25 protein-coding genes and 1 tRNA gene are annotated in these 23,186 nt (G+C 60.6%); 15 read left to right on the plus strand and 11 right to left on the minus strand.

Translation table 11 applies throughout. The features are described 5' to 3' along the window. Positions 1-726 precede the first annotated feature (726 nt). The 5 genes from FHX10_RS16285 (at position 727) to FHX10_RS16305 (ending at position 4,952) form a co-directional block, all read left to right on the plus strand. Entirely contained in the window at positions 727-1,845 is a 1,119-nt protein-coding gene (locus FHX10_RS16285) for a DUF2157 domain-containing protein (RefSeq protein WP_063475465.1), read from the plus strand. After that, positions 1,842-2,432 carry a GDYXXLXY domain-containing protein gene (locus tag FHX10_RS16290; protein WP_047615681.1) on the plus strand — a complete coding sequence of 197 codons (591 nt, stop codon included), beginning with the start codon at positions 1,842-1,844 and terminating at the stop codon, positions 2,430-2,432. The genes FHX10_RS16285 and FHX10_RS16290 overlap by 4 nt, the downstream gene beginning before the upstream one ends. Positions 2,433-2,584: 152 nt before the next feature. Then, a tRNA-Leu gene (locus FHX10_RS16295) sits at positions 2,585-2,669 on the plus strand. 198 nt (positions 2,670-2,867) lie between these two features. Next, complete coding sequence (gene tig / locus FHX10_RS16300) at positions 2,868-4,352, plus strand: trigger factor (RefSeq protein ID WP_097543846.1); 1,485 nt, start codon at positions 2,868-2,870, stop codon at positions 4,350-4,352. 177 nt (positions 4,353-4,529) lie between these two features. Continuing rightward, entirely contained in the window at positions 4,530-4,952 is a 423-nt protein-coding gene (locus FHX10_RS16305) for a nuclear transport factor 2 family protein (RefSeq protein ID WP_047614813.1), read from the plus strand. Between the two features lie 98 nt (positions 4,953-5,050). Here the strand turns inward: FHX10_RS16305 and FHX10_RS16310 are convergent, their stop codons facing one another. From FHX10_RS16310 to map, 6 genes are all read right to left on the minus strand, one after another. Continuing rightward, positions 5,051-6,820 carry a B12-binding domain-containing radical SAM protein gene (locus FHX10_RS16310; protein WP_097543847.1) on the minus strand — a complete coding sequence of 590 codons (1,770 nt, stop codon included), beginning with the start codon at positions 6,818-6,820 and terminating at the stop codon, positions 5,051-5,053. Positions 6,821-6,979: 159 nt separating this feature from the next. Beyond that, positions 6,980-7,783: an endonuclease/exonuclease/phosphatase family protein gene (locus FHX10_RS16315; RefSeq protein WP_097543848.1), complete on the minus strand. Its 804-nt coding sequence runs from the start codon at positions 7,781-7,783 to the stop codon at positions 6,980-6,982. Positions 7,784-7,833: 50 nt separating this feature from the next. Next, positions 7,834-9,240 carry a Si-specific NAD(P)(+) transhydrogenase gene (sthA, locus tag FHX10_RS16320; protein WP_047615374.1) on the minus strand — a complete coding sequence of 469 codons (1,407 nt, stop codon included), beginning with the start codon at positions 9,238-9,240 and terminating at the stop codon, positions 7,834-7,836. 180 nt (positions 9,241-9,420) lie between these two features. Then, a complete protein-coding gene (locus FHX10_RS16325) occupies positions 9,421-10,608 on the minus strand; it encodes an alpha-hydroxy acid oxidase (protein WP_097543849.1) in 1,188 nt (395 codons plus the stop codon). 187 nt (positions 10,609-10,795) lie between these two features. Continuing rightward, positions 10,796-11,623: a RadC family protein gene (radC, locus tag FHX10_RS16330; protein ID WP_063475468.1), complete on the minus strand. Its 828-nt coding sequence runs from the start codon at positions 11,621-11,623 to the stop codon at positions 10,796-10,798. Between the two features lie 7 nt (positions 11,624-11,630). Next, positions 11,631-12,467, minus strand: a complete 837-nt coding sequence (gene map / locus FHX10_RS16335; RefSeq protein ID WP_097543901.1) for a type I methionyl aminopeptidase — start codon at positions 12,465-12,467, stop codon at positions 11,631-11,633. A 248-nt stretch (positions 12,468-12,715) separates the two neighbouring features. Here map and FHX10_RS16340 point away from each other — a divergent pair, with 248 nt between their 5' ends. From FHX10_RS16340 to FHX10_RS16350, 3 genes are all read left to right on the plus strand, one after another. Then, the gene (locus tag FHX10_RS16340; protein ID WP_097543902.1) at positions 12,716-13,375 is read left to right on the plus strand and encodes a TetR/AcrR family transcriptional regulator; all 660 of its coding nucleotides are present in this window, start codon (positions 12,716-12,718) and stop codon (positions 13,373-13,375) included. 131 nt (positions 13,376-13,506) lie between these two features. Then, entirely contained in the window at positions 13,507-13,680 is a 174-nt protein-coding gene (locus tag FHX10_RS16345; RefSeq protein ID WP_003539039.1) for a hypothetical protein, read from the plus strand. After that, a complete protein-coding gene (locus tag FHX10_RS16350; protein WP_063475471.1) occupies positions 13,677-14,006 on the plus strand; it encodes a DUF6105 family protein in 330 nt (109 codons plus the stop codon). Before FHX10_RS16345 ends, FHX10_RS16350 begins: the two co-directional genes overlap by 4 nt. Here FHX10_RS16350 and ruvX read toward each other — a convergent pair. Then, positions 13,946-14,437, minus strand: coding sequence for a Holliday junction resolvase RuvX (gene ruvX / locus FHX10_RS16355; protein WP_063475658.1), 492 nt, complete (start codon positions 14,435-14,437; stop codon positions 13,946-13,948). The two genes, FHX10_RS16350 and ruvX, sit on opposite strands and share 61 nt — an antisense overlap. Before the next feature lie 143 nt (positions 14,438-14,580). On the opposite strand from ruvX, the gene FHX10_RS16360 reads away from it, so the two are divergent. From FHX10_RS16360 to gatA, 3 genes are all read left to right on the plus strand, one after another. After that, the gene (locus FHX10_RS16360) at positions 14,581-15,285 is read left to right on the plus strand and encodes a metal-dependent hydrolase (RefSeq protein ID WP_063475472.1); all 705 of its coding nucleotides are present in this window, start codon (positions 14,581-14,583) and stop codon (positions 15,283-15,285) included. Positions 15,286-15,354: 69 nt separating this feature from the next. Continuing rightward, entirely contained in the window at positions 15,355-15,642 is a 288-nt protein-coding gene (gene gatC / locus FHX10_RS16365) for an Asp-tRNA(Asn)/Glu-tRNA(Gln) amidotransferase subunit GatC (RefSeq protein WP_047614828.1), read from the plus strand. Positions 15,643-15,699: 57 nt separating this feature from the next. After that, the gene (gene gatA / locus FHX10_RS16370; RefSeq protein WP_097543903.1) at positions 15,700-17,181 is read left to right on the plus strand and encodes an Asp-tRNA(Asn)/Glu-tRNA(Gln) amidotransferase subunit GatA; all 1,482 of its coding nucleotides are present in this window, start codon (positions 15,700-15,702) and stop codon (positions 17,179-17,181) included. A 245-nt stretch (positions 17,182-17,426) separates the two neighbouring features. On the opposite strand, the gene FHX10_RS16375 is transcribed toward gatA, so the two are convergent. Beyond that, complete coding sequence (locus FHX10_RS16375; RefSeq protein ID WP_097543904.1) at positions 17,427-18,341, minus strand: LysR substrate-binding domain-containing protein; 915 nt, start codon at positions 18,339-18,341, stop codon at positions 17,427-17,429. A 98-nt stretch (positions 18,342-18,439) separates the two neighbouring features. Here FHX10_RS16375 and FHX10_RS16380 point away from each other — a divergent pair, with 98 nt between their 5' ends. Both FHX10_RS16380 and FHX10_RS16385 read left to right on the plus strand, forming a co-directional pair. Beyond that, positions 18,440-19,192, plus strand: a complete 753-nt coding sequence (locus FHX10_RS16380) for a sulfite exporter TauE/SafE family protein (protein ID WP_097543905.1) — start codon at positions 18,440-18,442, stop codon at positions 19,190-19,192. Between the two features lie 198 nt (positions 19,193-19,390). Continuing rightward, positions 19,391-19,672, plus strand: a complete 282-nt coding sequence (locus FHX10_RS16385) for a hypothetical protein (RefSeq protein ID WP_063475475.1) — start codon at positions 19,391-19,393, stop codon at positions 19,670-19,672. A 46-nt stretch (positions 19,673-19,718) separates the two neighbouring features. On the opposite strand, the gene FHX10_RS16390 is transcribed toward FHX10_RS16385, so the two are convergent. Further along, positions 19,719-19,976 (minus strand): YjhX family toxin, encoded by a 258-nt coding sequence (locus FHX10_RS16390; RefSeq protein WP_047614835.1) that lies wholly within the window; start codon positions 19,974-19,976, stop codon positions 19,719-19,721. A 310-nt stretch (positions 19,977-20,286) separates the two neighbouring features. On the opposite strand from FHX10_RS16390, the gene FHX10_RS16395 reads away from it, so the two are divergent. Further along, complete coding sequence (locus FHX10_RS16395; RefSeq protein ID WP_097543906.1) at positions 20,287-20,793, plus strand: GNAT family N-acetyltransferase; 507 nt, start codon at positions 20,287-20,289, stop codon at positions 20,791-20,793. A 71-nt stretch (positions 20,794-20,864) separates the two neighbouring features. Here FHX10_RS16395 and FHX10_RS16400 read toward each other — a convergent pair whose 3' ends face one another. Both FHX10_RS16400 and FHX10_RS16405 read right to left on the minus strand, forming a co-directional pair. Further along, entirely contained in the window at positions 20,865-21,239 is a 375-nt protein-coding gene (locus tag FHX10_RS16400; protein WP_047614836.1) for a VOC family protein, read from the minus strand. Positions 21,240-21,246: 7 nt separating this feature from the next. Beyond that, positions 21,247-21,423: a hypothetical protein gene (locus FHX10_RS16405; RefSeq protein WP_165932246.1), complete on the minus strand. Its 177-nt coding sequence runs from the start codon at positions 21,421-21,423 to the stop codon at positions 21,247-21,249. Positions 21,424-21,682: 259 nt separating this feature from the next. Here FHX10_RS16405 and gatB point away from each other — a divergent pair, with 259 nt between their 5' ends. Beyond that, on the plus strand, positions 21,683-23,185 hold the full coding sequence (gene gatB, locus FHX10_RS16410; RefSeq protein ID WP_097543907.1) for an Asp-tRNA(Asn)/Glu-tRNA(Gln) amidotransferase subunit GatB: 1,503 nt from the start codon (positions 21,683-21,685) through the stop codon (positions 23,183-23,185). The last annotated feature ends 1 nt before the right edge of the window (position 23,186 follow it).

Raw genomic sequence — 23,186 nt, forward strand, 5'->3', positions numbered from 1 at the left:
GGTATTTGACGCAGACTTACCGTTTTTTGGTCAACGAATAGGCAGAATGACTCTTGGGGAAGCAATCCGGTTGAGAGCGACCAATGGCGTGCCGTTGTCGAAAAACGCCGCGCTCTCCGGTGAAGCCGCCCGCCCAGCCGGAGCAAAGAAGTGTTTCGCTTCAAATTGGAAGCCGCCCATTTGTCTGCAGGCTCGGTGGGGCGGTGTGGCGATAATGTGGCGCGACGGCGCCATGCGAGGGAAAGCCCCGGACCGTCAATGCTTTAATCGGGCTGTCGCTCAACAAAAACGCCCGCCGGGGGAGGATCCGGCGGGCGTGTTATGGTGACTGGCAACTGGGAGGAGGAGTGTTGCCAGCCTATCGCAGCGCGCTGGGAGGAGGAGTGCGCAGCTGCGAATCTCGTCACGGACAAGCATCCGCGGGCGTCCGGCTGATGCCGGGCCGGGGCGCCATCCCCGTGCTTCGATACCTCAAACAAATAGTATGACTAATGATTATTTTGCAGTGCAATAAATTCATGAGTGGTATGCGTAATGCGCATGCCTCTCCGTTCATATGTCTATATTAGCGCTTCTGACGTTAGCGGCCGGTTAACACTCGATACAAGTTAGACCAATGAGGAACTTGTATATTTGCCGCAGGAGCGTTTGCGAACACCTCTGCTGCGTCTATAACGGCGAGAGCCGCAGTGCCGCAGTCGGCGTCGCGGAAATAAGGGGTGGAGCATGTATCGCGGCAGATTGGAGCGGGATCTCTCCCTCTGGGTGGGCAAGGGCCTGCTCGGTCAGGAAACGGCAAGCGCACTTCTCGCCGAATATGACAGCCGCCCGGCAAGTTTCAGCCTCGGCAGGGTGCTGATGGCGCTGGCGGCGGTGCTGCTTGCCGCTGCCATCCTGCTGGTCGTCGCCTCCAACTGGGAGGCCATCCCGCGCCTTGTCCGCGTCGGCGGCATCCTCGCGCTGATCTGGGTGGTGCACATCGCCGCCGCCCGGATGCTTGCCCGCGGTTCGACAGCGGCCGCAAGCGGCTTGCTGGTCATCGGCGCGATGAGTTTCGGCGGCGCCATCTCACTTGTCGGGCAGATGTATCATCTCTCCGGCGACGAGCAGACGGTGATGTATCTCTGGTTCGCCATCGCGACGATCTCGGCAATCCTGTTCCGTTCGGGCGCCGTGACCATCGTCGCCGGCTTCCTCTCCTGGGCGTCGTTCGCCGTCTACCTGCAGAATAACGACACGCATTGGATAGGCTTCGATCCCTGGATGGCGCCCATCATGGCGGCGATCACAATCGCCCTGGTGCGGTATACCGGCGCCGAGCGGGCCCGCCATCTGGCCTATCTGCTTTTGATCGGCTGGCTCGCCTGGCTCTATACTCTCTATGAGGAGATCGCCGTGGCGCTCGCCTTCGCGATCGGCGGCATGGTGGCCTTCGTCCTGACGGCGTTGCCGCTCCCGCGGATCGCCTCCCTGGTCAGGAGCGCCGGTGCGGCCCCGGCCTTCTACAGCTTCCTTGTCGCCGCGATCGGCTTCCTGCTGCTGCATATCGAGATCGAGGACGGCTGGCGGCTGGTGGTGCTTGGCGTGGCGACGCTTGCCGCTTCCGTGCTGGCAATCGCCCTGCATGGCAGGAATAACGGCGCGGTGCGTTATCTCGCCTACACCACCTTTGCCGCCGAGATGCTGTATCTTGCCTCCGTCACCGTCGGCTCGATCCTCGGTACGTCGAGCCTCTTCCTGTTCTCCGGTCTCGTGGTGGCACTTGTCGCGTGGATCGTCATCCGTCTCGAGCGGCGTTTTTCGGCGAATGCACAGTCGGCGAATGGACAGGGGGAGCGCGCATGAGCTCGTTCATGGCAAGGCTGCAATCAGGTAGGGGTTATCTCTTTTCGGCGATCATCGTCGCCGGTCTGCAGACCCTTATCCTCGGCACGATCATCCAGAGCCGGGCGTCTATCCTCAGCAATGGCGCCGAGGTGCTGCTGAAGACGGCGCCCGTCGACCCGCGCGATTTCCTGCGCGGCGATTACGTCGTCTTGAACTACGACATTTCTTCGGTGCCGGTGCAGACGGTTTCCGGTGGCATTCCGGCCGAGCCCGGCGAACGCGTATTATGGGTTCGGTTGAAGAAGCAGGAGGACGGTTTCTGGACGGTGATCGAATCGTCCTTTCATGAACTGTCGCCGCAGCCGGAGACCGTGATCCTGCGCAGCCAGCCATTCTACAGCGGCGGACTTGCCGCGGGCGACAGCATCCGTGTCGAATACGGCATCGAGCGCTATTACGTTCCGGAAGGCGAGGGCAAGCCGATCGAGGAGGCCCGCAATGACGGCAATGTCGCTATATCAGTGCGGGTTTCGCCTGATGGAAGCCCGCAGATTCGCAGCCTTCTCGTTGACGGCAAGCCGGTTTACGACGAGCCGCTTTACTGATCCGGCGGCACTTCTTGGCAGGGCGGCTTCTGAAGCGCAGATCGCCGTCATTGACCGTTCATTTTTCCTTTGCCTCGGCCAAATCGGGTGATATAGAGACGCCGCGCTCCGGAAGGCCTCATGCGCAGGCATAGGCATGCGGTTTTGTGAACGCGGGTATGGTGAAATTGGTAGACACGCCAGATTTAGGTTCTGGTGCCGCAAGGCGTGGGAGTTCAAGTCTCTCTACCCGCACCAAGCTGTTTGCAGGCGGGAGACTGAGAATCGGTTGTTCCAGAACAATTGAAAGTTGTCCCGAATAGCCCGCGAGTGCCGTTCCGCTTTGGGCGGAATGATATGGAATTGGAAAAGCCACGCGCGGCACGCTGCCGGCGTCGTGCTCATTGAAACGAACGGCGTCTGGGCACGGCCGCCACGACATGAAGGTAGGAAGACATGCAGGTTATCGAAACGCTCGCTGAAGGGCTGAAGCGCGAAATCAAGGTCGTTATCCCGGCCAAGGACATGGAAGACAAGATGAATGAGCGTCTTGCCGATGTGAAGGACAAGGTTCGCATCAACGGCTTCCGTCCGGGCAAGGTCCCCGCTGCTCACCTGAAGAAGGTCTATGGCAAGTCGATCATGGCCGACCTCGTCAACGAGATCGTCCGCGAGCAGCCGGCCGCCATCCTGTCCAGCCGCGGCGAAAAGTCGGCCACGCAGCCGGAAATCGCCATGACGGAAGACAAGGACGAAGCCGACAAGATCCTCGCCGCCCAGCAGGATTTCGAATTCACGCTCTCCTATGAAGTGCTGCCGCCGATCGAACTGAAGTCGGTCAAGGGCATCAAGGTCACGCGCGAAGTCATCGACATCTCGGACGACGAAGTCAACGAGCAGGTCCTGAAGGTCGCCGAAAGCGCTCGCGCCTACGAGACCAAGACCGGCAAAGCCGCCAACGGCGACCGCATCACCATGGATTACGTCGGCAAGGTCGACGGCGAAGCCTTCGAAGGCGGCACCGACCAGGGCGCCGAACTGGTGCTCGGCTCCGGCCGCTTCATTCCTGGCTTCGAAGACCAGCTCGTCGGCGTCAAGGCTGGCGACGAGAAGACCATCACCGTGACCTTCCCGGCCGACTATCCGGCCAAGAACCTCGCCGGCAAGGAAGCGACCTTTGATGTCACCGTCAAGGATGTCGCAGCCCCCGGCGCTGTCGAGATCAACGACGAACTCGCCTCCAAGCTCGGCATCGAATCCGCCGACCGCCTGAAGGAAATCGTTCGTGGCCAGATCGAATCGCAGTACGGCTCGCTGACCCGCCAGAAGCTGAAGCGTCAGATTCTCGACCAGCTCGATGAGATGTACAAGTTCGAGACCCCGAATTCGCTCGTCGACGCCGAATATAACGGCATCTGGAGCCAGGTGAACAACGACCTCGCCCAGTCCGGCAAGACCTTCGAGGACGAAGACACGACCGAAGAAAAGGCACGTGAGGAATACAAGACGCTCGCCGAGCGTCGCGTCCGCCTCGGCCTCGTTCTCTCCGAAATCGGCGAAAAGGCAGGCGTCGAAGTCAGCGAAGACGAAATGCAGCGCGCCATCTACGATCAGCTGCGTCAGTATCCGGGCCAGGAAAAGCAGATCCTCGAATTCTTCCGCAGCCAGCCGGGTGCCGCCGCTTCGATCCGCGCGCCGATCTTCGAAGAAAAGGTCATCGATCACCTGCTCACCGAAATCGACGTTACCGACAAGAAGGTGACGAAGGAAGAACTGCTCGCCGAGGAAGAAGGCGAGGCTAAGGCCGAGACCAAGAAGGCCGCGCCGAAGAAGAAGGCTGCCGCCAAGGCCGAAGCAGCTGAGGCCGGTGAAGGCGAAGAAGCCGCACCGAAGAAGAAGGCTGCTCCGAAGAAGAAGGCGGCTGACGAAAGCGCCGAATAATCGCTTTTCAGTTCAGAAGTTTGGAAGGCCTCGCCATCGTGCGGGGCCTTTTTCTATTATCTGGGGCAGTTTCATTCTCGCCGCCTACTCCATTGTGCCTATTCATCCGGAACAACAAAGAGTTGCAATAAAGTATAATTCGATGCAGATTTCGCTGATGGTGGGGAGGACCTGAAGATGACTGCAAAGCATGACATGAAGAAGCTTGTGGAGGAAATCTATGCTGTGCGTGACCGCGGCGATATCGAGGGCACGCTGGCGCTGATCGGCGAGGGGTGCACCTTTCGCATGGCCGGTAATACACGGCTGGCGCCCTTTTCGACTGAAGCAAGCGGGCATGCTTTCCGCCAAGCGATAACGCAGCTCATTACGGTATGGGATCTATCGAATATCAAGACATCAGGCATCTATGTCGACGAAGATGAGCACATGGTCTTTGCCCACCGCGAAGGCGAGGTCAGGCACATCCCATCGGGTGTGAGCTTCCATACGGAATTCGTCGACAAGATCCATTTCCGGGATGGGAAACCGGTCAAGATCGTCGAATTCGTCGACACGCTGCAAGTGGCCGAGACGAGCCGGATCATCCAGCTCGCTTAAACGGCCTCCAAAGTCCGAGCGCTTCAAAGCGCGTTGTCAAACTTGATTTGGGGTTTGGTGCGGCCGACTGGGCGTCGGCCGCCGTTAAGATTTAGCGCTCAATGCGCTGTCAGTTGCGCGACTTTCCTGACATGGTTGACGGCTGCGGCGCCGCCGGCGGTCTGGGTGAAGAGGTGGAGCGTTTCCTCTTCGTCGTCGGCGACAGGCGTCAGGGCCTGATCCATATAGGTCTTCGACTTGGCATCCCTTGAAATCAGGAATGCCGAAATCGTCAGGCCAATGATCGTGCCGGCGAGCGAGGCATGTTTGCGGAAGGTTTCCCAGGCGAAGCGCGGCCAGAACACCAGCGGATTTTCGCGCGGCAGGTCCGGGCGACGCTCCGACGGCGTCTTCAGGCGCAGCAGGCCGCTTTGCAGTGGATGCACGTTTTCCAGCGGCACGGTGGTCGCGAAGGAGACGAGAACCTTGACGAGCCTTGCAAGCGGGACTCCGGTTGCCACGGCGCGGCGCAGCAGCGTCTTCATATGATCAGGCGAATAATAGAGCGACCAGGCCTCGTGGTAGATGTCTTCCCACTGCTGCTTGCTCATCTTGGGATGCGCGGTGCAGACATGCTCGACATCGTAGATGTTGAGATCGGCATCCATCTCGACGCCCTTCTTCCATAGGACCTGATGGTCCTCGGAGCCCGGCAACGGCGTCAGGATGAAGAATTCGATGACGTCGAGCGGCAGCTCTTCCTGGATGATCGTAATGTCGCGGCGGATCGATTCCGGCGTATCGGCGGGGAATCCCAGGATATAACCGGCAAGCGTCATGATGCCCTGCGCCTTCCAGGCGAGCAGCATCTTGCGGTATTCGGTGATCTTGTTCTGGTTCTTCTTGGCGGCGGTCAGATTGTCTGGATTGACGTTTTCGAGGCCGATGAAGACACGCGTGACGCCGGCGCGCCGGGATTTCTCGATGAAATTCGGGATCTTGTGGCAAAGCGTGTCGACCTGGATCATCAGGCCGAGCGGAATGCCGTCGCGCTCCTTGAGCTCGATCAACCGGTCGAAGATCGCTTCCCAATCCTTGTTGCGGGCGAAATTGTCGTCGGTGATGAAGAATTTGTGGATGCCCTGCGCCCAGTTCATCCGCACCAGCTTTTCGACGTCGTCGGCCGAGCGGAAGCGCGACTTGCGTCCCTGTACGTTGATGATGGTGCAGAACGAGCACTGATAGGGACAGCCGCGTCCGGCATCGAAGCTGGTGCTGAGCCCGAGCGTGCGCTGGATATTGTCCTTCGGCAGGAAGGGAACCGGTGTGCCGCCGATGCCGGGAAGGTCGTTCATGAAATTGTAGAGCGGCTTCAGCTCGCCGGCGGCGGCGTCGCGCAGCACCATGTCGAGCCGGCCCTCGGCCTCGCCGGCAAACATCGAGATGCCCATGTCACGGCAGGCATCGAGCCCGACCGCCTTGCCATCCAGCATCGACAGGCAGCCGGAAACATGGAAGCCGCCGATGGAAACCGGCAGGCCGGCATCGCGGAAGGGCCGGGCGATATCAAGGGCGCGCGGATATTGGTTGGTCTGGACGCCGACAAGCGCGATCATGCCGAAATTATCGTGACGCTTGAACTGCGCCAGCAGGCCGGCAAAATCGATCCGCGTATTGGTCTCGTCGATCACGGTGATGTCGATCGCCGTATCGTCTCCGAGCACCTTGCGCTCGGCGCATTCAGCGGCGATGCCATAGAGTGCCGCGAGCGAATTGGAGGGAATCATCGCCCGCCACCAGCGGATGACGTAGCCATCATCGTCATAATGCGACGGCTTGATCAGGATCAGCTGAAAACGTCTGCGGGCAGCTTCCAAGACATGGGACAAGAGTATCTATCTTTCTTTAGAAGCTTTTGCCCGAAGGCAAAATGGATTTGAAGGCATCTATCAGGCACGGCGTATCAATGCGATTTAGGCGGTCAAACTAAGGCGTAAAAAAAGGCACGGCGCGCAAACGCTTCGCGAAACTTGTCATTCCTTAATATACTACCCGATATCCAGCAGCAATGCGCGGTGGTCGGAGACCTCAGGCGCCTCGACCACCTCGAATTTGGCAACCTTCACCGGCGGTGTAACCAGCATGTAGTCGGCAAAGCGGCCCTGCTTCAGATAGTAGGAGGTTCGCGTGTCTACAAGGCCGTTTCCGGTGACGAGATCGGAAAGCCCGAGTCTGGCGAGCATGGTGAAGGTCGCGCTGTCGGGCAACACATTGAAATCGCCGCAGACGACGAGCCCTTCGTCACCGGGCCAGACGCGCTCGATCAGCCCGACCAGCGCTGCGGCCTGCTCCTCGCGCGCCGCCGTGTCATCCTTGCCTGCGGGATCGCGCAGGCCATGCATGTGGGCGATGGTCACGGTCGAAGCGTGCTCATGGCTGAAGAGGCGGATGCAATGGGCGTTTCGCGGCCGGGGATGGTCGCCCCAGCCATCAGCGGAAAAATGGCCATGCACGAAGTCCAGCCCCTGGGCAATGACGGAATGGGTCTTGCGCACGAAGGTAGCCAGCCCGAATTCGGCGGCAATGGCGGTATCGCCGTCGAACAGCTCGCCTCTCGATGTCGGGCAGAAGAAGCCGTCATGGCCGGGCAGGGCGGCGCTGACCTCCGTGAATAGATTGAAGCGCTGTGGCAGCTCCAGCCCTGCATCCCGATAGATCGACCATCCGCAGCCCGTACCTGGCGCCCGCAGCACCTCCTGCAGGCACAGCACATCCGGATCTGCCTGCCTGACATAGCCGATCAGGGCCTCATGCAGCCTGCCGCCCCACGCGTTCAGCGAAATGATGCGCAATGTCGTTCGGCTCCGTTTGGCGGCCGGATCTGCTGTCTACACGGCGAGCTTTAGAGTTCCGACTTGATGTCGCCCATCCGGTTCCAGGCATCGAGGCCGGCGATCTTGTAGGCTTCGGCAAGCGTCGGATAGTTGAAGGTGTTTTCGACGAAATATTCGACCGTCCCTTTGAGATTGAGCACCGCCTGGCCGATATGGACCAGCTCGGTGGCGCCTTCGCCGACGATATGCACGCCGAGCAGACGGCGAGTCTTCAGCGAGAAGATCAGCTTCAAAAGGCCGGTGTCGAGGCCCATGATATGACCGCGCGAGGTTTCGCGGAACCGGGCGATGCCGCACTCATAGGGAATACCGCGCTCCTTCATCTCCTCTTCGGTCAGGCCGCAGGTCGAAATCTCCGGCACGGCATAGATGCCGTAGGGGAAATATTTCGGCGGCTCCTTGGCGACCGCGCCGATCGCGACGCGGGCGGCGATGCGGCCCTGTTCCATCGAGGTCGAGGCAAGGCTCGGAAAGCCGACGACGTCGCCGGCGGCGTAGACGTTGGCAACCGATGTCTGGAACGTCTCCGGATTGACCTTGAGACGGCCGCGGCTATCGGCTTCGAGGCCGATGGCCGGAAGGTTCAGCGCGTCAGTCGCCCCCATGCGGCCGGCGGCGAAAAGCACCATGTCGGTCGTCAGGCGCCGGCCACTGTCGAGCGTCAGCTCGACCTTGCCGTTGTCGAGCGTCTCAACCTTGTCGGCCTTCTGGCCGAGCAGCAGCTTCATGTTGCGGTCGCGCAGCTGATAGGTGAAGTCCTCGACGATTTCCTTGTCGATGAAGTCGAGCATCGTCGCCTTCGGGTCGATGACGGTGACGGCCGTGTCGAGCGCGCTGAAGATCGTCGCATATTCGATGCCGATGACGCCGGCGCCGATGACGACCATCGATCGCGGCAACTCCTGGATGTCGAGCAACTCGTCGCTGTCGAGTACAGTCTTGCCGTCGAAAGGTATGTAATCGGGACGGAACGGCTTTGTGCCGACGGCGAGCAGTACGCTGGCGGCGGTGACCTGCGTGGTCTCGCCGTCATCCTTGATCACCTGCAGCGTCGACGCATCGATGAAGCTCGCCTTGCCGCGAATGTGCTGCACGCGGTTGCGGGCGAACTGGTGTTCCAGCACCTCGACCTCGTGGTTCAGCGTGATCAGCAGGCGGCGGCGCAAATCATCTGCGCTGATCTCTTCCTTGACGCGGTAAGACCGGCCGTAGAAACCGCGTTCGCGCCAGCCGGAGAGGTTGAGCGCGGTCTCGCGCAGCGTTTTGGAGGGGATGGTGCCGGTATGCACGGACACGCCGCCGACGCGTTTGCCCTGCTCGATAACAAGCACTTTCTTGCCGAGTTTTGCAGCCTGGATGGCGCCGCGGCGCCCTGCGGGACCGCTGCCCACCACAACGAGATCGTACTGAAGCATCATCAAGCCCCGGATTGGAAAGGAATCATTTTGCGACGCAAAATGTCGCCCGTCCATCGTTAGCCGGTCAATGTTACAGATTGTTTTACGGCCGCCTGATTGGTCCTGACGGGCGCTTTTTCGGGCAAGTGAGCCCTTCGGGAAACAGCTTTACGCCATGATGTCGGCGCGCGACGGTTTTCATGCGCGGGTGATGTAGTCCGCGGAAATATCGCTGACCTTGGTAACGCCGAGCAACGCCATATTGCTGTGCAGTTCCGTCTTCAGGATGTCCGCCGCCTTAAGCACGCCCGGTAACCCCGCGACGGCTGCGGCATAAAGGAACGGCCTGCCCACGAACACGAAACAGGCCCCGAGCGCGAGAGCCTTCATGATATCAGTTGCACGCCTGAAACCGCCATCGACCATGACGGCAACGCTGTCTCCGACACGTGCTGCAATCTCCGGAAGCACCTGAAGCGGTGAAGCGGTGCCGTCAAGCTGGCGGCCGCCATGGTTGGAGACGATCACTCCATCCGCCCCGGTGTCGGCAGCCCGGGCCGCGTCGTCAGGATGCATGATCCCCTTGACCACAAGTTTGCCGGACCACCTGTTGCGTATCCGCTCCAAATGATTCCAGTTGAGGTGGTCGCGCCTGCCGAAATCGCGCGTGACGTTCGAGGAGATGATCGGCGCGCCTCTTGTGGCATAGGAATTTTCAAAATGCGGAATGCCGTGCCGAACGATCGTGCGCAAGAATGTGCCGGTGGTCCAACGCGGGTGCGAGATGCCCTGCCATGCCAGGCGCAGACCTGGACGCAAAGGCGTCGAAAATCCGGCCCTTACATTGTTTTCCCGATTTGGCAGCGTGGCTGTGTCCACGGTCAGCAGAAGTGTGCGCAAGCCGGCGGCGCCGACGCGATCGATCAGAGCATCGATACGATCGGGTTCGCCGGGGAGATAGGCCTGAAACCACGCTTGTGGCGAAACCGCAGCGATCTCTTCCAAGGGGATAAGTGAGGAACCGCTTATAATCATCGGGATTCCCGACTGTTCCGCTCCCCGCGCGAGCACGATGTCACCTCGATAGGCCATCAGCGCGCTGATACCCATCGGCGCGATGCCGAATGGTGCGGCATGGGTCTTGCCGAAGAGGCTCGTCTCGGTGCTGCGTTTCGAGACGTCCCGAAGGACACGAGGCCGGAAGGCATAGGCCTGGAAAGCTTCCGCGTTATGCCGCAGCGACGCATTGGTCTCGGTCGCGCCGGCGATATAACCGAACAGAGGCTTTGGCAGATGTCGCCGCGCCTTCATTTCAAAATCATCGAGGCAGAGCACGTCGCGGCAGAGCCGGGTCGATCGATCGGTGTTGCCGCTGCGGATCGTCATAGAGCTTCATCTTCTCGGTATTTCGGGCGGGCATTGTTCAGACATGGTGGTTGCAGGATTGCATACAATCCCGCACGACCAACTGCTGTCAACTCCAGCATTCCGCAGTCTTCCCACGCCGATGGGCCGCCGCAGGATCGACGTGCGGCGGCCTTGCACCTCGTCGGCGGTCGGTCCTGGCTTTTGTTCAGATCAGCTTCAGCCCCTTCAGGCTGACATGGCCGTCCTTGCCGATGATGACATGGTCGTGAACGGTGATATCGAGCGCCTTGGCGGCATCGATGATCACCTTCGTCATGTCGATGTCGGCGCGCGACGGTGTCGGGTCGCCGGAGGGGTGGTTGTGGACGAGGATCATCGCCGTTGCCGAAAGCTCCAGCGCGCGTTTCACCACCTCACGCGGATAGACCGGCGTGTGGTCGACCGTGCCGCGCCCTTGCACCTCATCGGCGATCAGCACATTGCGTTTGTCGAGAAAGAGGATGCGAAACTGTTCGCGGGTTTCGTGCGCCATGGCGGCATGGCAATACTGGATGACCGAAGACCACGAGGACAGGACCTGTTTGCTCCTGAGCTCGCTCTTCAGGGTCCGATGGGTCACAGTCGAGATCAGCTTCAGGTCGAGCGCCACGGCCTCGCCGACGCCCTTCACCTCCGTCAGCAGCGCTGCTGGCGCACCGAAGACGCCGGAAAGCGAGCCGAATCGCTCGATCAGCGCCTTGGCGATCGGCTTGGTATCACGCCGCGGGATCAGCCGGAAAAGCAAGAGCTCGAGGATTTCGTAGTCGGCAAGCGCGGTGTCGCCCAGTTCGCGGAAGCGGTCACGCAACCGCTCGCGATGACCATGATAATGTTCTTGCGCGGCGAGCGAGGCGGGCAGGGCGGTCCTGCCATTCGCCGCGGACGGCTTTTGCGGTCGTCCGCCGAAGAACGAGCGTTCGTCGGCGGCAATGGGCTCTTGCGTTGGGAAAGGCAACTCGTCGTCGGAAGATGTCGCAACAGGTCCCTTCGCCATCGGATCGTTACCCGTTGTGCGACGGCAGGCCCGGGCGGTCGAGCCCGCCCGGCGACAGCGTGAAGATCTCGCAGCCATCGGAGGTGACGCCGACCGTATGTTCGTACTGGGCCGAAAGCGAGCGGTCGCGGGTCACCGCCGTCCAGCCGTCGGCCAGCACCTTCACATGCGGTCGGCCGAGGTTGATCATCGGCTCGATGGTGAAGATCATGCCTTCGCGCAGTTCCGGCCCCTCATTGGCGCGGCCGTAATGCAGGATGTTCGGCGAATCATGGAACAGCCGGCCGACACCGTGGCCGCAGAAATCGCGCACCACCGAACAGCGCTCGGCCTCGGCATAGGTCTGGATCGCCTCGCCGATCGCGCCGGTGCGGGTGCCCGGCCTGACGGCTGATATGCCGCGCATCAGCGATTCATAGGTGACCTCGAGCAGGCGCTCGGCGGCGCGCTTGATCGTGCCAACAGGATACATCCGGCTCGAATCGCCGTGCCAGCCGTCGAGCACGAAGGTAACGTCGATATTGACGATATCGCCTTCGCGCAGCGGCTTGTCGTTCGGAATGCCATGGCAGACGACGTGATTGATCGAGGTGCAGGTCGATTTGGTATAGCCGCGATAGTTCAGCGTCGCCGGATAGGCGCCGTGCTCCAGACCGAAATCGAAGACGAATCGGTCGATCTCATCGGTCAGCATGCCAGGTTTGACGATGTCGGCAAGCGCATCGAGGCAGCGCGCGGTCAGCTGGCATGCCCTGCGCATACCCTCGAATGCTTCAGCGTCATAAAGCCGGATGGCGCCGGTATTCTTCGGCGGCGCGGAAGAGGCTTCGATATAGTTCACCATTGCAGGGCCTTAGCGGAGATTATTAGATTTGTTCATAATGCAGCTATGCCGGGTTCGTCCATCGCGATCAACTGCCAGGACGAGATTTCTGACCGGATCGGATCCGTTTGGCGTGCAGCTTTCCAAATCGGTCCGAGGCCAAATCGTTGGACCGGATGGAATATCCACAATCTTCCCAAGGGGATAGGATTGATTGCCTGAAATCTCCCCGTTACTCACCGATTGGTGACAGCGGGGAAGGGGCATTCATGCTGAACGAAGCGATTAATCTTGAGATCTTACCGGAGGCCGCCGGCGAGCCGGAACGGCGCGTGCGTGATCGCGGCGCCACCGAACGCGCCATCCTTGCCGCCGCCAAGGGTCTGCTGGCCGAGCAAGGCTTCCAGAATTTCGGCATCAACGCGGTCGCCCGCCGCGCCGGCTGCGACAAGCAGCTGATCTATCGCTACTATGGCGGCCTCGACGGCCTGGTCGAAGCGATCGGCGCCGATCTCGGCACATGGGTGAAGGATCGCATTCCGGAAGACACCGGCGGCATGTTCCTGCTCACCTATGGCGACCTGATGGAGCGGCTGTCGCTTCTTCTTCTCGATGCCTTGAGAGATGATCCGTTGATGCGCCGCATCCTCGCCTGGGAAATATCGGAAAACACCGAGCAGGTGAGGCGGCTGTCCGAAGCGCGTTCGAAGGCGCTCGCTCTCTGGCTGGAGCGCATGCGCGGCTCGCTGGCGCCGCCGAAGGGCGTGGATGCAGCAGCCGTCAACGCCGTCGTCATCGCGGCGATCCAGCACCTCGTGCTCGCTGCTGCAGCCGGCGGGCAGTGCGCCGGCCTGTCGCTGAAGACATCCAAGGATTGGGAAAAGGCGGCGACGGCGCTGAAGCGCATCGTGCGCGGCGTCTACGGTTGAGATCTGCTCATCCACAGGGGGCGGGTTTCGCGTTAACCTTAACAAATGGTTTACGTTGCGCGGGCCTGGTTAAGCCGACAGTGTGGCGGTGAGCAGAGATGGTATGAGTGAGAGTGCCCGAGTTGACGCCCATGGGAACGAAGATCGCTAAAGCCGCGTTTCTGGTGACGGCGATGATGTTTTTCGCAGTCCTGGCGCTGGATATTGCAATTCCGACGCTGGTGCTTTGCATCATGGCATTGTCAACCTGGTTGGTCTCCCTCGATCTGCCCGTCGCGCGCAAGCATGGAGGAGAGGCCGCATGAAGTGGTTTCTGATCTTCTGGGCCGGCCCCATCGTCTTTCTGGGCGGATGGTACTGGCTCTCCTATTACGACATGAATTTCGGCATCTTCATGCTGTCGCGGCAGGTCCATGACCTGACGTTCGAGCTTTACGGAAAGGCGCTCGGCATTCCGCCGGAGACGATCCCACCGCTCGTGGCCCGCGCGATCGCGGTCGACAGCCTCGTCGTCTTTGCCATCCTCGGCTTCAGAAAGCGCAAGTCGATCATCGCCTGGTGGACGGCGCGTCAAGCGCTGAATTCGTCTCCCGACCTTGCCAGCAAGGAAAGCCTGTCGAGCGCGCCCTGAAGGATGAAACTTGCCGCGGCCGAATCGATCCGTTCGGCCCGCTTGGCGCGCGAGACGTCCATTTCGAGCAGCGTCCGTTCGGCCGCGACCGTGGAAAGCCGCTCGTCCCAATAGACGAAGGGCAGCGCCGTCTTCTGCTCCATGTTGCGCACGAAGGCGCGCGTCGCCTGTACGCGCGGACCCGCCGATCCGTCCATATTCATCGGCAGGCCGATGATGAAGCCTGCGACCTTTTCCGATTGTGCAAAGTCCAGCAGCGCCTGCGCATCGATGGTGAACTTGACGCGCCGGATCACCGTGCGCGGCGTGGCGAAGCGCCGCCCGAGATCGGACATCGACAGCCCGATCGTCTTGGTGCCGAGATCGAGGCCGGCAATCGCCTGTCGCGGGGCAAGCGTCTCGGCCATTTCCTCGATCGTCAGCACCGTCATCGCCATGTCATCCCGTCAAAAGAAATTGAAGTCGCCGCCGCTTTTCTTTGCGGCCGCATAAGATATGTCCTTAGAGCATGATGTTGAAAAGCGTGAGCGCTTTTCGGACCTGTTTTTACATCACGTAATAAAGGAGACATTTCATGAAGATCACCTGGCTCGGCCATTCCGCCTTCCGCATCGAGACATCAAAGGCGAAGATCCTGCTCGACCCGTTCCTCAGCTATAACGCCTCCTTTTCCGGCCAGGATATCAAGGATGTTTCGGCAGGCGTCACCCACATCCTGCTGACCCATGGCCATGGCGATCACGTCGGCGACACCGTGGCGCTTGCCAAGGAAACCGGCGCCGTCGTTCTCGCCAATGCCGATCTCGCCGCCTGGCTCGGCTCCAAGGGTGTCGACAAGATCGAGATGGGCAATACCGGCGGCACGATCGCGCTCGGCAGCTTCTCGGCGACCTTCACCAATGCGCTGCACTCATCTGCCCAGATCACCGAAGACGGCGTCTCGCACGCGCTCGGCAACGCCAACGGCCTGATGCTGCACTTCGACGACGAAGCCTCGATCCTTGCCATGGGCGATACCGACATCTTCTCCGACATGGCGCTGATCAATGAATTGCACCAGCCCGATATCGGCCTCGTGCCGGTCGGCGACCGCTTCACCATGGGTGGCGCGGTGGCGGCACTTGCCTGCCGGCGTTATTTCAACTTCAAGACCGCGATCCCCTGCCACTATGGCACCTTCCCGATCATCGACCAGACGGCCGAAAAATTCGTTGCCGGCATGGAGGGATCGCAGACGGATGTGAAGGCGATCAAGCCCTCCGAGAGCCTGTCGATCTAGCGAAACCCCGTTGCGTAAGGCGGACATGGCCTTTATAGCGGGTAGGAAAAATCCTATCCGGAGAATGCCATGTCCGTCGATCTTGCCACCGTGAAGCGCGTCGCCCGCCTTGCCCGTATTGCCGTCTCCGAGGATGAGGCAAATCGCATGGTCGGCGAGCTGAACGGTATCCTTGGCTTCGTCGAGCAACTCTCCGAAGTGAATGTCGATGGCGTCGAGGCGATGACGTCAGTCACCCCGATGGCGATGAAGAAGCGGAGCGATGAGGTGACCGACGGCGGCAAGGCGGCCGATATCGTCGCCAATGCGCCCGTCACCGATCATAATTTTTTCCTGGTGCCGAAAGTCGTCGAATAAGGCTTCGAAGCCTCTTTCCGACCCTGTTGCCATTTCCAGATCTGAAGCGAAAACACGATGAGCGAACTCACCAGCCTGACCATTGCCGAAGCCCGCCAGAAGCTACGCGCCAAGGAAATCACCGCGACCGAACTGACCGAAGCCTATATCTCGGCGATCGATGCGGCCAATGGTCAGCTGAATGCCTACATAAAGGTCACGCCGGATCTCGCCCGCCTCATGGCGAAGAATTCCGACGCGCGCATCGCCGCCGGCAAGGCGGGCGATCTCGAAGGCATTCCGCTCGGCATCAAGGATCTCTTTGCCACCGTCGGTGTGCACACCCAGGCCTGCAGCCACATTCTCGATGGTTTCGAGCCCCGTTATGAATCGACCGTGACGCAGAACCTCTGGGATGACGGCGCCGTCATGCTCGGCAAGCTTAACATGGACGAGTTCGCTATGGGCTCCTCCAACGAGACGTCGTATTACGGCGCGGTCATCAACCCCTGGCGCTCCGCGGGTTCCAACCAGCAGCTCGTGCCCGGTGGCTCCTCCGGCGGCTCGGCCGCAGCCGTCGCCGCTCATCTTTGCGCCGGCGCTACCGCGACCGATACCGGCGGCTCGATCCGCCAGCCGGCAGCCTTCACCGGCACCGTCGGCATCAAGCCGACCTATGGCCGCTGCTCGCGCTGGGGCACCGTCGCTTTCGCTTCCTCGCTCGACCAGGCGGGCCCGATCGCCCGCGACGTGCGCGATGCCGCCATCCTTTTGAAGTCGATGGCAAGCGTCGATGCCAAGGACACGACGTCGGTCGATCTGCCGGTGCCGGATTATGAAGCCGCGATCGGCCAGTCGCTGAAGGGCATGAAGATCGGTATTCCCAACGAATACCGCGTCGATGGCATGCCGGATGAGATCGAAGCCATCTGGCGCCAGGGCATCGCCTGGCTGAAGGAAGCCGGCGCCGAGATCGTCGACATCTCGCTGCCGCACACCAAATACGCCCTTCCGGCCTATTACATCGTCGCTCCCGCCGAGGCATCCTCGAACCTCGCCCGTTACGACGGCGTGCGATACGGCCTGCGTGTCGACGGCAAGGATATCGTCGACATGTACGAGAAGACACGTGCCGCGGGCTTCGGCAAGGAAGTCAAGCGCCGCATCATGATCGGCACCTATGTGCTGTCCGCCGGCTATTACGACGCCTATTATATCCGCGCCCAGAAGGTCCGCACGCTGATCAAGCGCGATTTCGAACTCGCTTTCGATGCCGGCGTCGACGCCATCCTGACGCCGGCAACACCGTCGTCGGCCTTCGGCGTCGCCGATGAGAACCTCGCCGCCGATCCGGTGAAGATGTATCTGAACGACATCTTCACGGTGACGGTCAACATGGCGGGCCTGCCCGGCATCGCCGTGCCGGCCGGCCTCGACCAGAAGGGCCTGCCACTCGGCCTGCAACTGATCGGCAAGCCCTTTGATGAGGAAACCCTCTTCAAGACCGCCCATATCATCGAGCAGGCGGCCGGCCGGTTTACGCCCGCCAAGTGGTGGTAACCGACTTAACGATCCATTTGCGCCGATCGCAAGGCGGTCGGCGCCCGGCCTTTTTCCTGATCGACAGGCCATTTTTTCATATTTGTTCCTTCGAGCCGGAACTCAGCGCCTCGCGTTGTCCGTAACCATCATTCAGTCGATCTGACGGAGGCCGGTGCGAACTTGTCGGCTAACGCTGATAAGACCTGCTGTCGATGAGGAGGACTTCCCGCTCGTTGATATGTCCGTGAAGAAACCTCGTACCTTTAGGGATCGGTATCAGGCCGCAAAATCGGTGCATGTTGACCTCGCGCCAGATGCTCGAACAGTTGACGCGTGATGGGTTGGAGTTCTTGAACGGCTTGAGAGCACAGCAGAAGTCGTCGCGTCGCCCAGGCGTCAGTGAGTCTGACAAATGCGATCGGCATGGTGCGACGGCAGCGGCGCGCGGCGATCTCGGGAACAATGCCGAAACCCACGCCATCCGCCGCCATCCTGCAAATGCCTTCAAAGGTTCTGAGATGCACGCGCGGCTGCAACCTGTGGCCCGCGCGCGCCGCGTGGTCATCGACATGCTGCTGAAGAGCACCTGCAAAGCCGATCTGGTCTTCGCCGAGGAGTTGAGAAAAGGCGATCCGCCTTTCCCTGGCCATGGGGTGAGTGCTCGACATGACGGCGACGAGACGATCGACCGCAAATGGCGATGTTGTCAGCGGTGAAGTCTCGATCGCGTCGGAGACGATCCCAATCTCCGCCAGTCCGCCTGCTATTGCCTTGACGATCTCGGAACTCGGTCGCTCGGAGAGATTGACGTCGATGCGGGGATGCGCCGCCAGCCACGGTCCAAGACGGCCGGGTAGGAATTCGGCCATTGCCGCCGTATTGGCGAAGAGCCTGATCGTGGCCCGGACTCCGCGCGCATGCTCTGACAATTCCGCCTGCATCGCTGCCACCTGGTGCAAAACGAGACGGGCATGATGCGCCAATGCTTCTCCGGCCCGCGTCGCGCTGACGCCCCGCCGCCCGCGATCCAGAAGCGATACGCCGCCGGATGCTTCCATCTGACGGAGTCGCTCGCTTGCCGCAGCCAAAGAAAGATTGGCCGCCGAAGCGCCATGCGTGATGCTGCCAGCCTCCACAACGGCGAGAAAGAGACGTAAATCTGCAAGATCGAAGCGCATGGCGGAAAGATAACACACGGTCAGGCTTCGGAAAAACCGAAGCCTGACGATGGAAGTTCCCGATTGTGGCCAAGCGTCGGATTGCTCTAAGTGGCAGCATGGAGCAGATCAACTTCACCACTGTCACAATCGCCGTCATTTTCTTTGTTGCCGGTTTCGTCAAAGGCGTCACGGGCATGGGCTTGCCCACAGTGGCCATGGGTGCACTCGGCGCGCTCCTTAATCCATTGACGGCGGCCGCGCTGCTGCTCGCGCCATCCTTCGTCACGAATGTTTGGCAGCTTCTTGTCGGTCCACGATTTGGGGCGCTTCTGCTGCGACTGTGGCCCATGATGGCGATGATCGTCATTGGCACGCTGGCCGGCTCCACCCTGCTTGCAGGCGGCAATGCCGGCCGCACCACAATAGCTCTCGGGCTCGCGCTGGTCTTCTACTCAGGCTACACGCTCCTTGCTCATCAGCACCGCGTGCCCTCCCATTGGCAGCCTTGGGCATCGCCTCTGGTTGGGCTGGCAACGGGCGTCATGACAGGTGCTACGGGCGTATTCGTCATTCCCGCCGTTCCGTATCTTCAGGCGCTCGGTTTCGAGCGGGACGAACTGGTTCAGGCATTGGGCCTATCCTTCAGCATTTCGACCATTGCGCTTGCTATCGCCCTTTTCTCCCATGGGACTCTGCCAATCAGCGCACTGACGACGTCGGTGCTTGCCGTCATCCCCGCCCTAGTTGGCATGGTGGCTGGGCAGGCGATCCGCACGCGGATCAGTCAAGATGTCTTTCGGCGTGGATTTCTCGTCTGTCTCCTGATTCTGGGACTGGAAATGGCGCTTCGGCCGCTTCTGTCGCAATGACCGCTTGTGGTGGCACGAGGTGGATGTCAGTTGCTGACAACCCGGTCACGCTGCGTCTGAAGGACCTCGGGGGCCTTGAAACCCTTGCCGGCAAGGCAGGTCACCTGACCATTTGCTTCGCGACTGAAGAAGGCGGGTGCCGTCTCGGATTTCGAGGCGGCGCCTGTTATAGAAAGAAGACTTTGCGGGGAGGGCCTCATGCCGAACAAGGATCTTGCGCGATTGATCGAGGCAGCTGATCGCCTCGCTGCCGGTGGGTTCACTATGGGCGCTGATTGGCAGGCGGTACACGAAATCTGCCAGCGCCACGAAGGTGAACAGCCGTTCGACTGGGGTCACGCGCTCTGCCATCGCATCGAAGGCGACGACTGGAATGCCGACTACTGGTATCGTCGCGCCGGAAAGAGACGAGGCGCCGGCTCGATGGCCGACGAGTGGTCGGCGATGCGGACGGAACTCTCTGCAAAGGCTGGAGGCTAACACCCTGACTACGCCGGTTGGAGCATAGTCAGGGTGGGTTGCCCGATTACCTGTTATTTAGTTGCGACCTGACCAGCCTCAGTCCTTTTTCGGTGATCCGGTAGGGTTGGCCGCTCGAGGACTTGATGGCCCTCAGCTGCTTCAGCCTGCGGAAGAGATCGAGATCGACGCCGGGATAGAGCCAGCCATCGCGGGTGAAGCAACTGACTGCCTCGATCTTCCTGTTGTCGTCGCGAGAAATTTCGATGCGGCCGCCTTGGGCCATGAGATGCAGGATGCGCTGCTCCGTGCGAGAAATGTCCATGTGTTGAGATCCGGTATCGCGCCCGGCAGGGCGCACAAAAACGATCTGGCGTTCATTCGAACGTCAGGGCTTCGTTTTTTCGGGCCCATGCGCGCAAGAAAACTTGCGGGCAGGGCCTTTACCGGGTCTCAGGCAGGCTCAACATAAAACACCTCGATAAGCTTTATTATTCAGCCGGGAAAATTCGGTCAAGAGCGTGCTCTCAGGTTAAAACCGGTCGAAAACCGCAATTTCCAGCCATCATCTCCTTGGAGCCACTGGTAAATTTCGCGACTCAATGGTCTAGTTGAGGGGTAACGCGGAGGTGTCGTTGATCCACATTCGCAATGCCCGCGATGGTGAAGCGGAGCTATTGAGCGAGATCGGGCTCAGGGCCTGGCAAAATGCGATGGCGTCGATCGGCGAATCGGACGCGATGATCGATGCAGCGCGCAACGCCTTTCGGAACTTCGTGGAAAACGACTGGCTGACCATCACCGTCGTCGAGCAGAACGGCCAGGTGGCAGGCTGGGCGGCGCGCGAGCGATTGGACGAAACCATCTCGGATTTCTGGATCGATCCTGCCTTCACTCGCCAGGGGCTTGGTTCGGCGCTTCTCGTCCGCATCGAAAAGGAAATCTCCGATCAGGGCTTCGAGAAGGCGGGGATGCAGACCCATTCCGGCAATAGCGAGGCGATCGGCTTCTTCCGGAAACACGGCTACAGCATCCACTGGCTCTCGGTCGCCTATAATCCGAAGCTCGATCGCGATGTGCCCTCGGTCGGACTGACAAAACAGCTCGTTTCCGATGGCGGCGGATACGGGCAGGAATTCTGACGTTTGAAAGGTGCTGCAGGAGGCGGAGGATTGCTTACTGCCGCCGGGCGTGGTTCCCGGCTCATAGCGGGCTATTCGGACGTCACGCAAAAATTGTTGCCTTCGGGATCATTCAATACGCTGTAGGCATCCGTCTCGCGGACGAATGTCGCCCCGAGGGATAGGAGCCGTTCCACTTCTTTTTGCCGATCCGGGGCGGCGATATCGAGATGAACACGGTTGCGGGCGGGACGCTCTCCCTGGCGAAGGTGGAAGCAGAGGCGTGTTCCGGGACCATCGACCATCACCGTCGGATCCGTTTCCGGTGTCAGCCCCAATGCGGCAAGGCGGGCCAGCTCGGCATCGTCATAAGGCATCACTTCGTAGCCATCGAGCGCCGCCGCCCAGAAACGAGCAACTCGCCAGGGATTGTCGCAGTCGATGACGATTTCTTTCAGCCTTGCCATGGCGCTTCTAAAACTTGTCGGATCGACGCTCGGAGACGCGCTCAGCGATCGCCCCGCCGATGGCCGGCAGCAATGCGAAAAGCACGAGCTGTGGTGTTCCCCGCAACGTCAACAGACCGGAAATAGTGAGCGCGAGCAGTAATCCCGCCAGCGTCCCGACCAGATAGGGCAGATAACCCTTCAATAGCGCCTCCCTATCGCGATGGCCAAAATCCAAGCGCATTTGGACTGAAGATAGAGATCACTATGGTATCGACAACTGGGGCGGTCAGAATTCGTGTCGATCGCTCGGCTTATGCCGATGTCGCCGTCCGTGGTGCAGACGGCCTCTCGCCCCAGACAGAAGCCGCCGACGGCAACTCTTGCACAAGGGAAAGCCTTGCACCGCTACGCCATTTCCGTTACCTCACCAGTGGAAAAGAACAGCCTGCAAAGAGTATCAGATGACCCTTGTCGACGTCCGCACGCCTGATCCGAAACGCTTCATCCCCGGTGCCACCGGCGACTGGGAAGTCATCGTCGGCATGGAAGTCCATGCCCAGGTGCTGTCCAATTCGAAGCTCTTCTCCGGCGCCTCGACGGAATTCGGCAAGCCGCAGAATTCGAACGTCTCGCTGGTCGACGCCGCGATGCCCGGCATGCTGCCCGTCATCAACGAGGAATGCGTCAGGCAGGCGGTGCGCACCGGCCTCGGCCTGAAGGCCGAGATCAACAAGCGCTCGGTCTTCGACCGCAAGAACTATTTCTATCCCGACCTGCCGCAAGGCTATCAGATCTCGCAGTTCAAGGATCCGATCGTCGGCGAGGGTAAGATCGTCATTTCGCTTGGGCCGGACCGCCAGGGCCAGTTCGAGGATATCGAGATCGGCATCGAGCGCCTGCATCTGGAACAGGATGCCGGCAAGTCGATGCATGACCAGCATGCGACCATGTCCTATGTCGACCTGAACCGTTCCGGCGTCGCGCTGATGGAGATCGTCTCCAAGCCCGACATGCGCTCGTCCGACGAGGCCAAGGCCTATATGACCAAGCTGCGCTCGATCGTGCGCTATCTCGGCACCTGCGACGGCAACATGGACGAAGGTTCGATGCGCGCCGACGTCAACGTCTCGGTCCGCCGTCCGGGCGAGGGTTTCGGCACGCGCTGCGAAATCAAGAACGTCAACTCCATCCGCTTCATCGGCCAGGCGATCGAATATGAAGCCCGACGCCAGATCGGCATTCTGGAGGAGGGCGGCACGATCGATCAGGAGACACGCCTCTTCGACCCGAACAAGGGTGAGACGCGCTCCATGCGCTCCAAGGAGGATGCTCACGACTATCGTTACTTCCCCGATCCGGACCTGCTGCCGCTCGAATTCGACGATGCCTTCATCAAGACGCTCGAAGCCGATCTTCCCGAGCTGCCCGACGACAAGAAGGAGCGCTTCGTGCGCGAGCTCGGCCTGTCGATCTATGACGCTTCGGTGCTCGTCTCCGAGAAGGCGATTGCCGATTATTTCGAAGCGGTCGCCGCAGGCCGTGACGGCAAGACGGCGGCAAACTGGGTGATCAACGATCTGCTCGGCGCCTTGAACCGCACCGGCAAGGATATCGAGCAGACGCCGGTTTCGCCGACCCAGCTCGGCGCCATCATCGATCTCATCAAGGCGGGAACCATCTCCGGCAAGATCGCCAAGGATCTCTTCGAGATCGTGCTCACCGAAGGCGGCGATCCCGCCGAGATCGTCGAGACGCGCGGCATGAAGCAGGTGACGGATACCGGCGCGATCGAGAAGGCCGTTGACGAGATCATCGCCGCCAATCCCGATCAGGTCGAAAAGGTCAAGGCGAAGCCGACCATGGCGGCATGGTTCGTCGGCCAGGTGATGAAGGCGACCGGCGGCAAAGCCAATCCGCAGGCTGTCCAGGCCCTCGTCAAGGCGAAGCTCGGCATCGAGGAATAAG

Origin of the sequence: Rhizobium sp. BK591, assembly GCF_014195045.1 — a bacterium.
Lineage (GTDB): Bacteria > Pseudomonadota > Alphaproteobacteria > Rhizobiales > Rhizobiaceae > Rhizobium > Rhizobium anhuiense.

What these genes read in the sequence shown, in the direction of transcription:
- FHX10_RS16285 (WP_063475465.1), top strand. Translation starts at nt 727, where the DNA reads ATGTATCGCGGCAGATTGGAGCGGGATCTCTCCCTCTGGGTGGGCAAG.
- FHX10_RS16290 (WP_047615681.1), top strand. Translation starts at nt 1,842, where the DNA reads ATGAGCTCGTTCATGGCAAGGCTGCAATCAGGTAGGGGTTATCTCTTT.
- tig (WP_097543846.1), top strand. Translation starts at nt 2,868, where the DNA reads ATGCAGGTTATCGAAACGCTCGCTGAAGGGCTGAAGCGCGAAATCAAG.
- FHX10_RS16305 (WP_047614813.1), top strand. Translation starts at nt 4,530, where the DNA reads ATGACTGCAAAGCATGACATGAAGAAGCTTGTGGAGGAAATCTATGCT.
- sthA (WP_047615374.1), bottom strand. Translation starts at nt 9,240, where the DNA reads ATGCTTCAGTACGATCTCGTTGTGGTGGGCAGCGGTCCCGCAGGGCGC.
- FHX10_RS16325 (WP_097543849.1), bottom strand. Translation starts at nt 10,608, where the DNA reads ATGACGATCCGCAGCGGCAACACCGATCGATCGACCCGGCTCTGCCGC.
- radC (WP_063475468.1), bottom strand. Translation starts at nt 11,623, where the DNA reads ATGGCGAAGGGACCTGTTGCGACATCTTCCGACGACGAGTTGCCTTTC.
- map (WP_097543901.1), bottom strand. Translation starts at nt 12,467, where the DNA reads ATGGTGAACTATATCGAAGCCTCTTCCGCGCCGCCGAAGAATACCGGC.
- FHX10_RS16340 (WP_097543902.1), top strand. Translation starts at nt 12,716, where the DNA reads ATGCTGAACGAAGCGATTAATCTTGAGATCTTACCGGAGGCCGCCGGC.
- FHX10_RS16345 (WP_003539039.1), top strand. Translation starts at nt 13,507, where the DNA reads ATGGGAACGAAGATCGCTAAAGCCGCGTTTCTGGTGACGGCGATGATG.
- FHX10_RS16350 (WP_063475471.1), top strand. Translation starts at nt 13,677, where the DNA reads ATGAAGTGGTTTCTGATCTTCTGGGCCGGCCCCATCGTCTTTCTGGGC.
- ruvX (WP_063475658.1), bottom strand. Translation starts at nt 14,437, where the DNA reads ATGACGGTGCTGACGATCGAGGAAATGGCCGAGACGCTTGCCCCGCGA.
- FHX10_RS16360 (WP_063475472.1), top strand. Translation starts at nt 14,581, where the DNA reads ATGAAGATCACCTGGCTCGGCCATTCCGCCTTCCGCATCGAGACATCA.
- gatC (WP_047614828.1), top strand. Translation starts at nt 15,355, where the DNA reads ATGTCCGTCGATCTTGCCACCGTGAAGCGCGTCGCCCGCCTTGCCCGT.
- gatA (WP_097543903.1), top strand. Translation starts at nt 15,700, where the DNA reads ATGAGCGAACTCACCAGCCTGACCATTGCCGAAGCCCGCCAGAAGCTA.
- FHX10_RS16375 (WP_097543904.1), bottom strand. Translation starts at nt 18,341, where the DNA reads ATGCGCTTCGATCTTGCAGATTTACGTCTCTTTCTCGCCGTTGTGGAG.
- FHX10_RS16380 (WP_097543905.1), top strand. Translation starts at nt 18,440, where the DNA reads ATGGAGCAGATCAACTTCACCACTGTCACAATCGCCGTCATTTTCTTT.
- FHX10_RS16385 (WP_063475475.1), top strand. Translation starts at nt 19,391, where the DNA reads ATGCCGAACAAGGATCTTGCGCGATTGATCGAGGCAGCTGATCGCCTC.
- FHX10_RS16390 (WP_047614835.1), bottom strand. Translation starts at nt 19,976, where the DNA reads ATGGACATTTCTCGCACGGAGCAGCGCATCCTGCATCTCATGGCCCAA.
- FHX10_RS16400 (WP_047614836.1), bottom strand. Translation starts at nt 21,239, where the DNA reads ATGGCAAGGCTGAAAGAAATCGTCATCGACTGCGACAATCCCTGGCGA.
- gatB (WP_097543907.1), top strand. Translation starts at nt 21,683, where the DNA reads ATGACCCTTGTCGACGTCCGCACGCCTGATCCGAAACGCTTCATCCCC.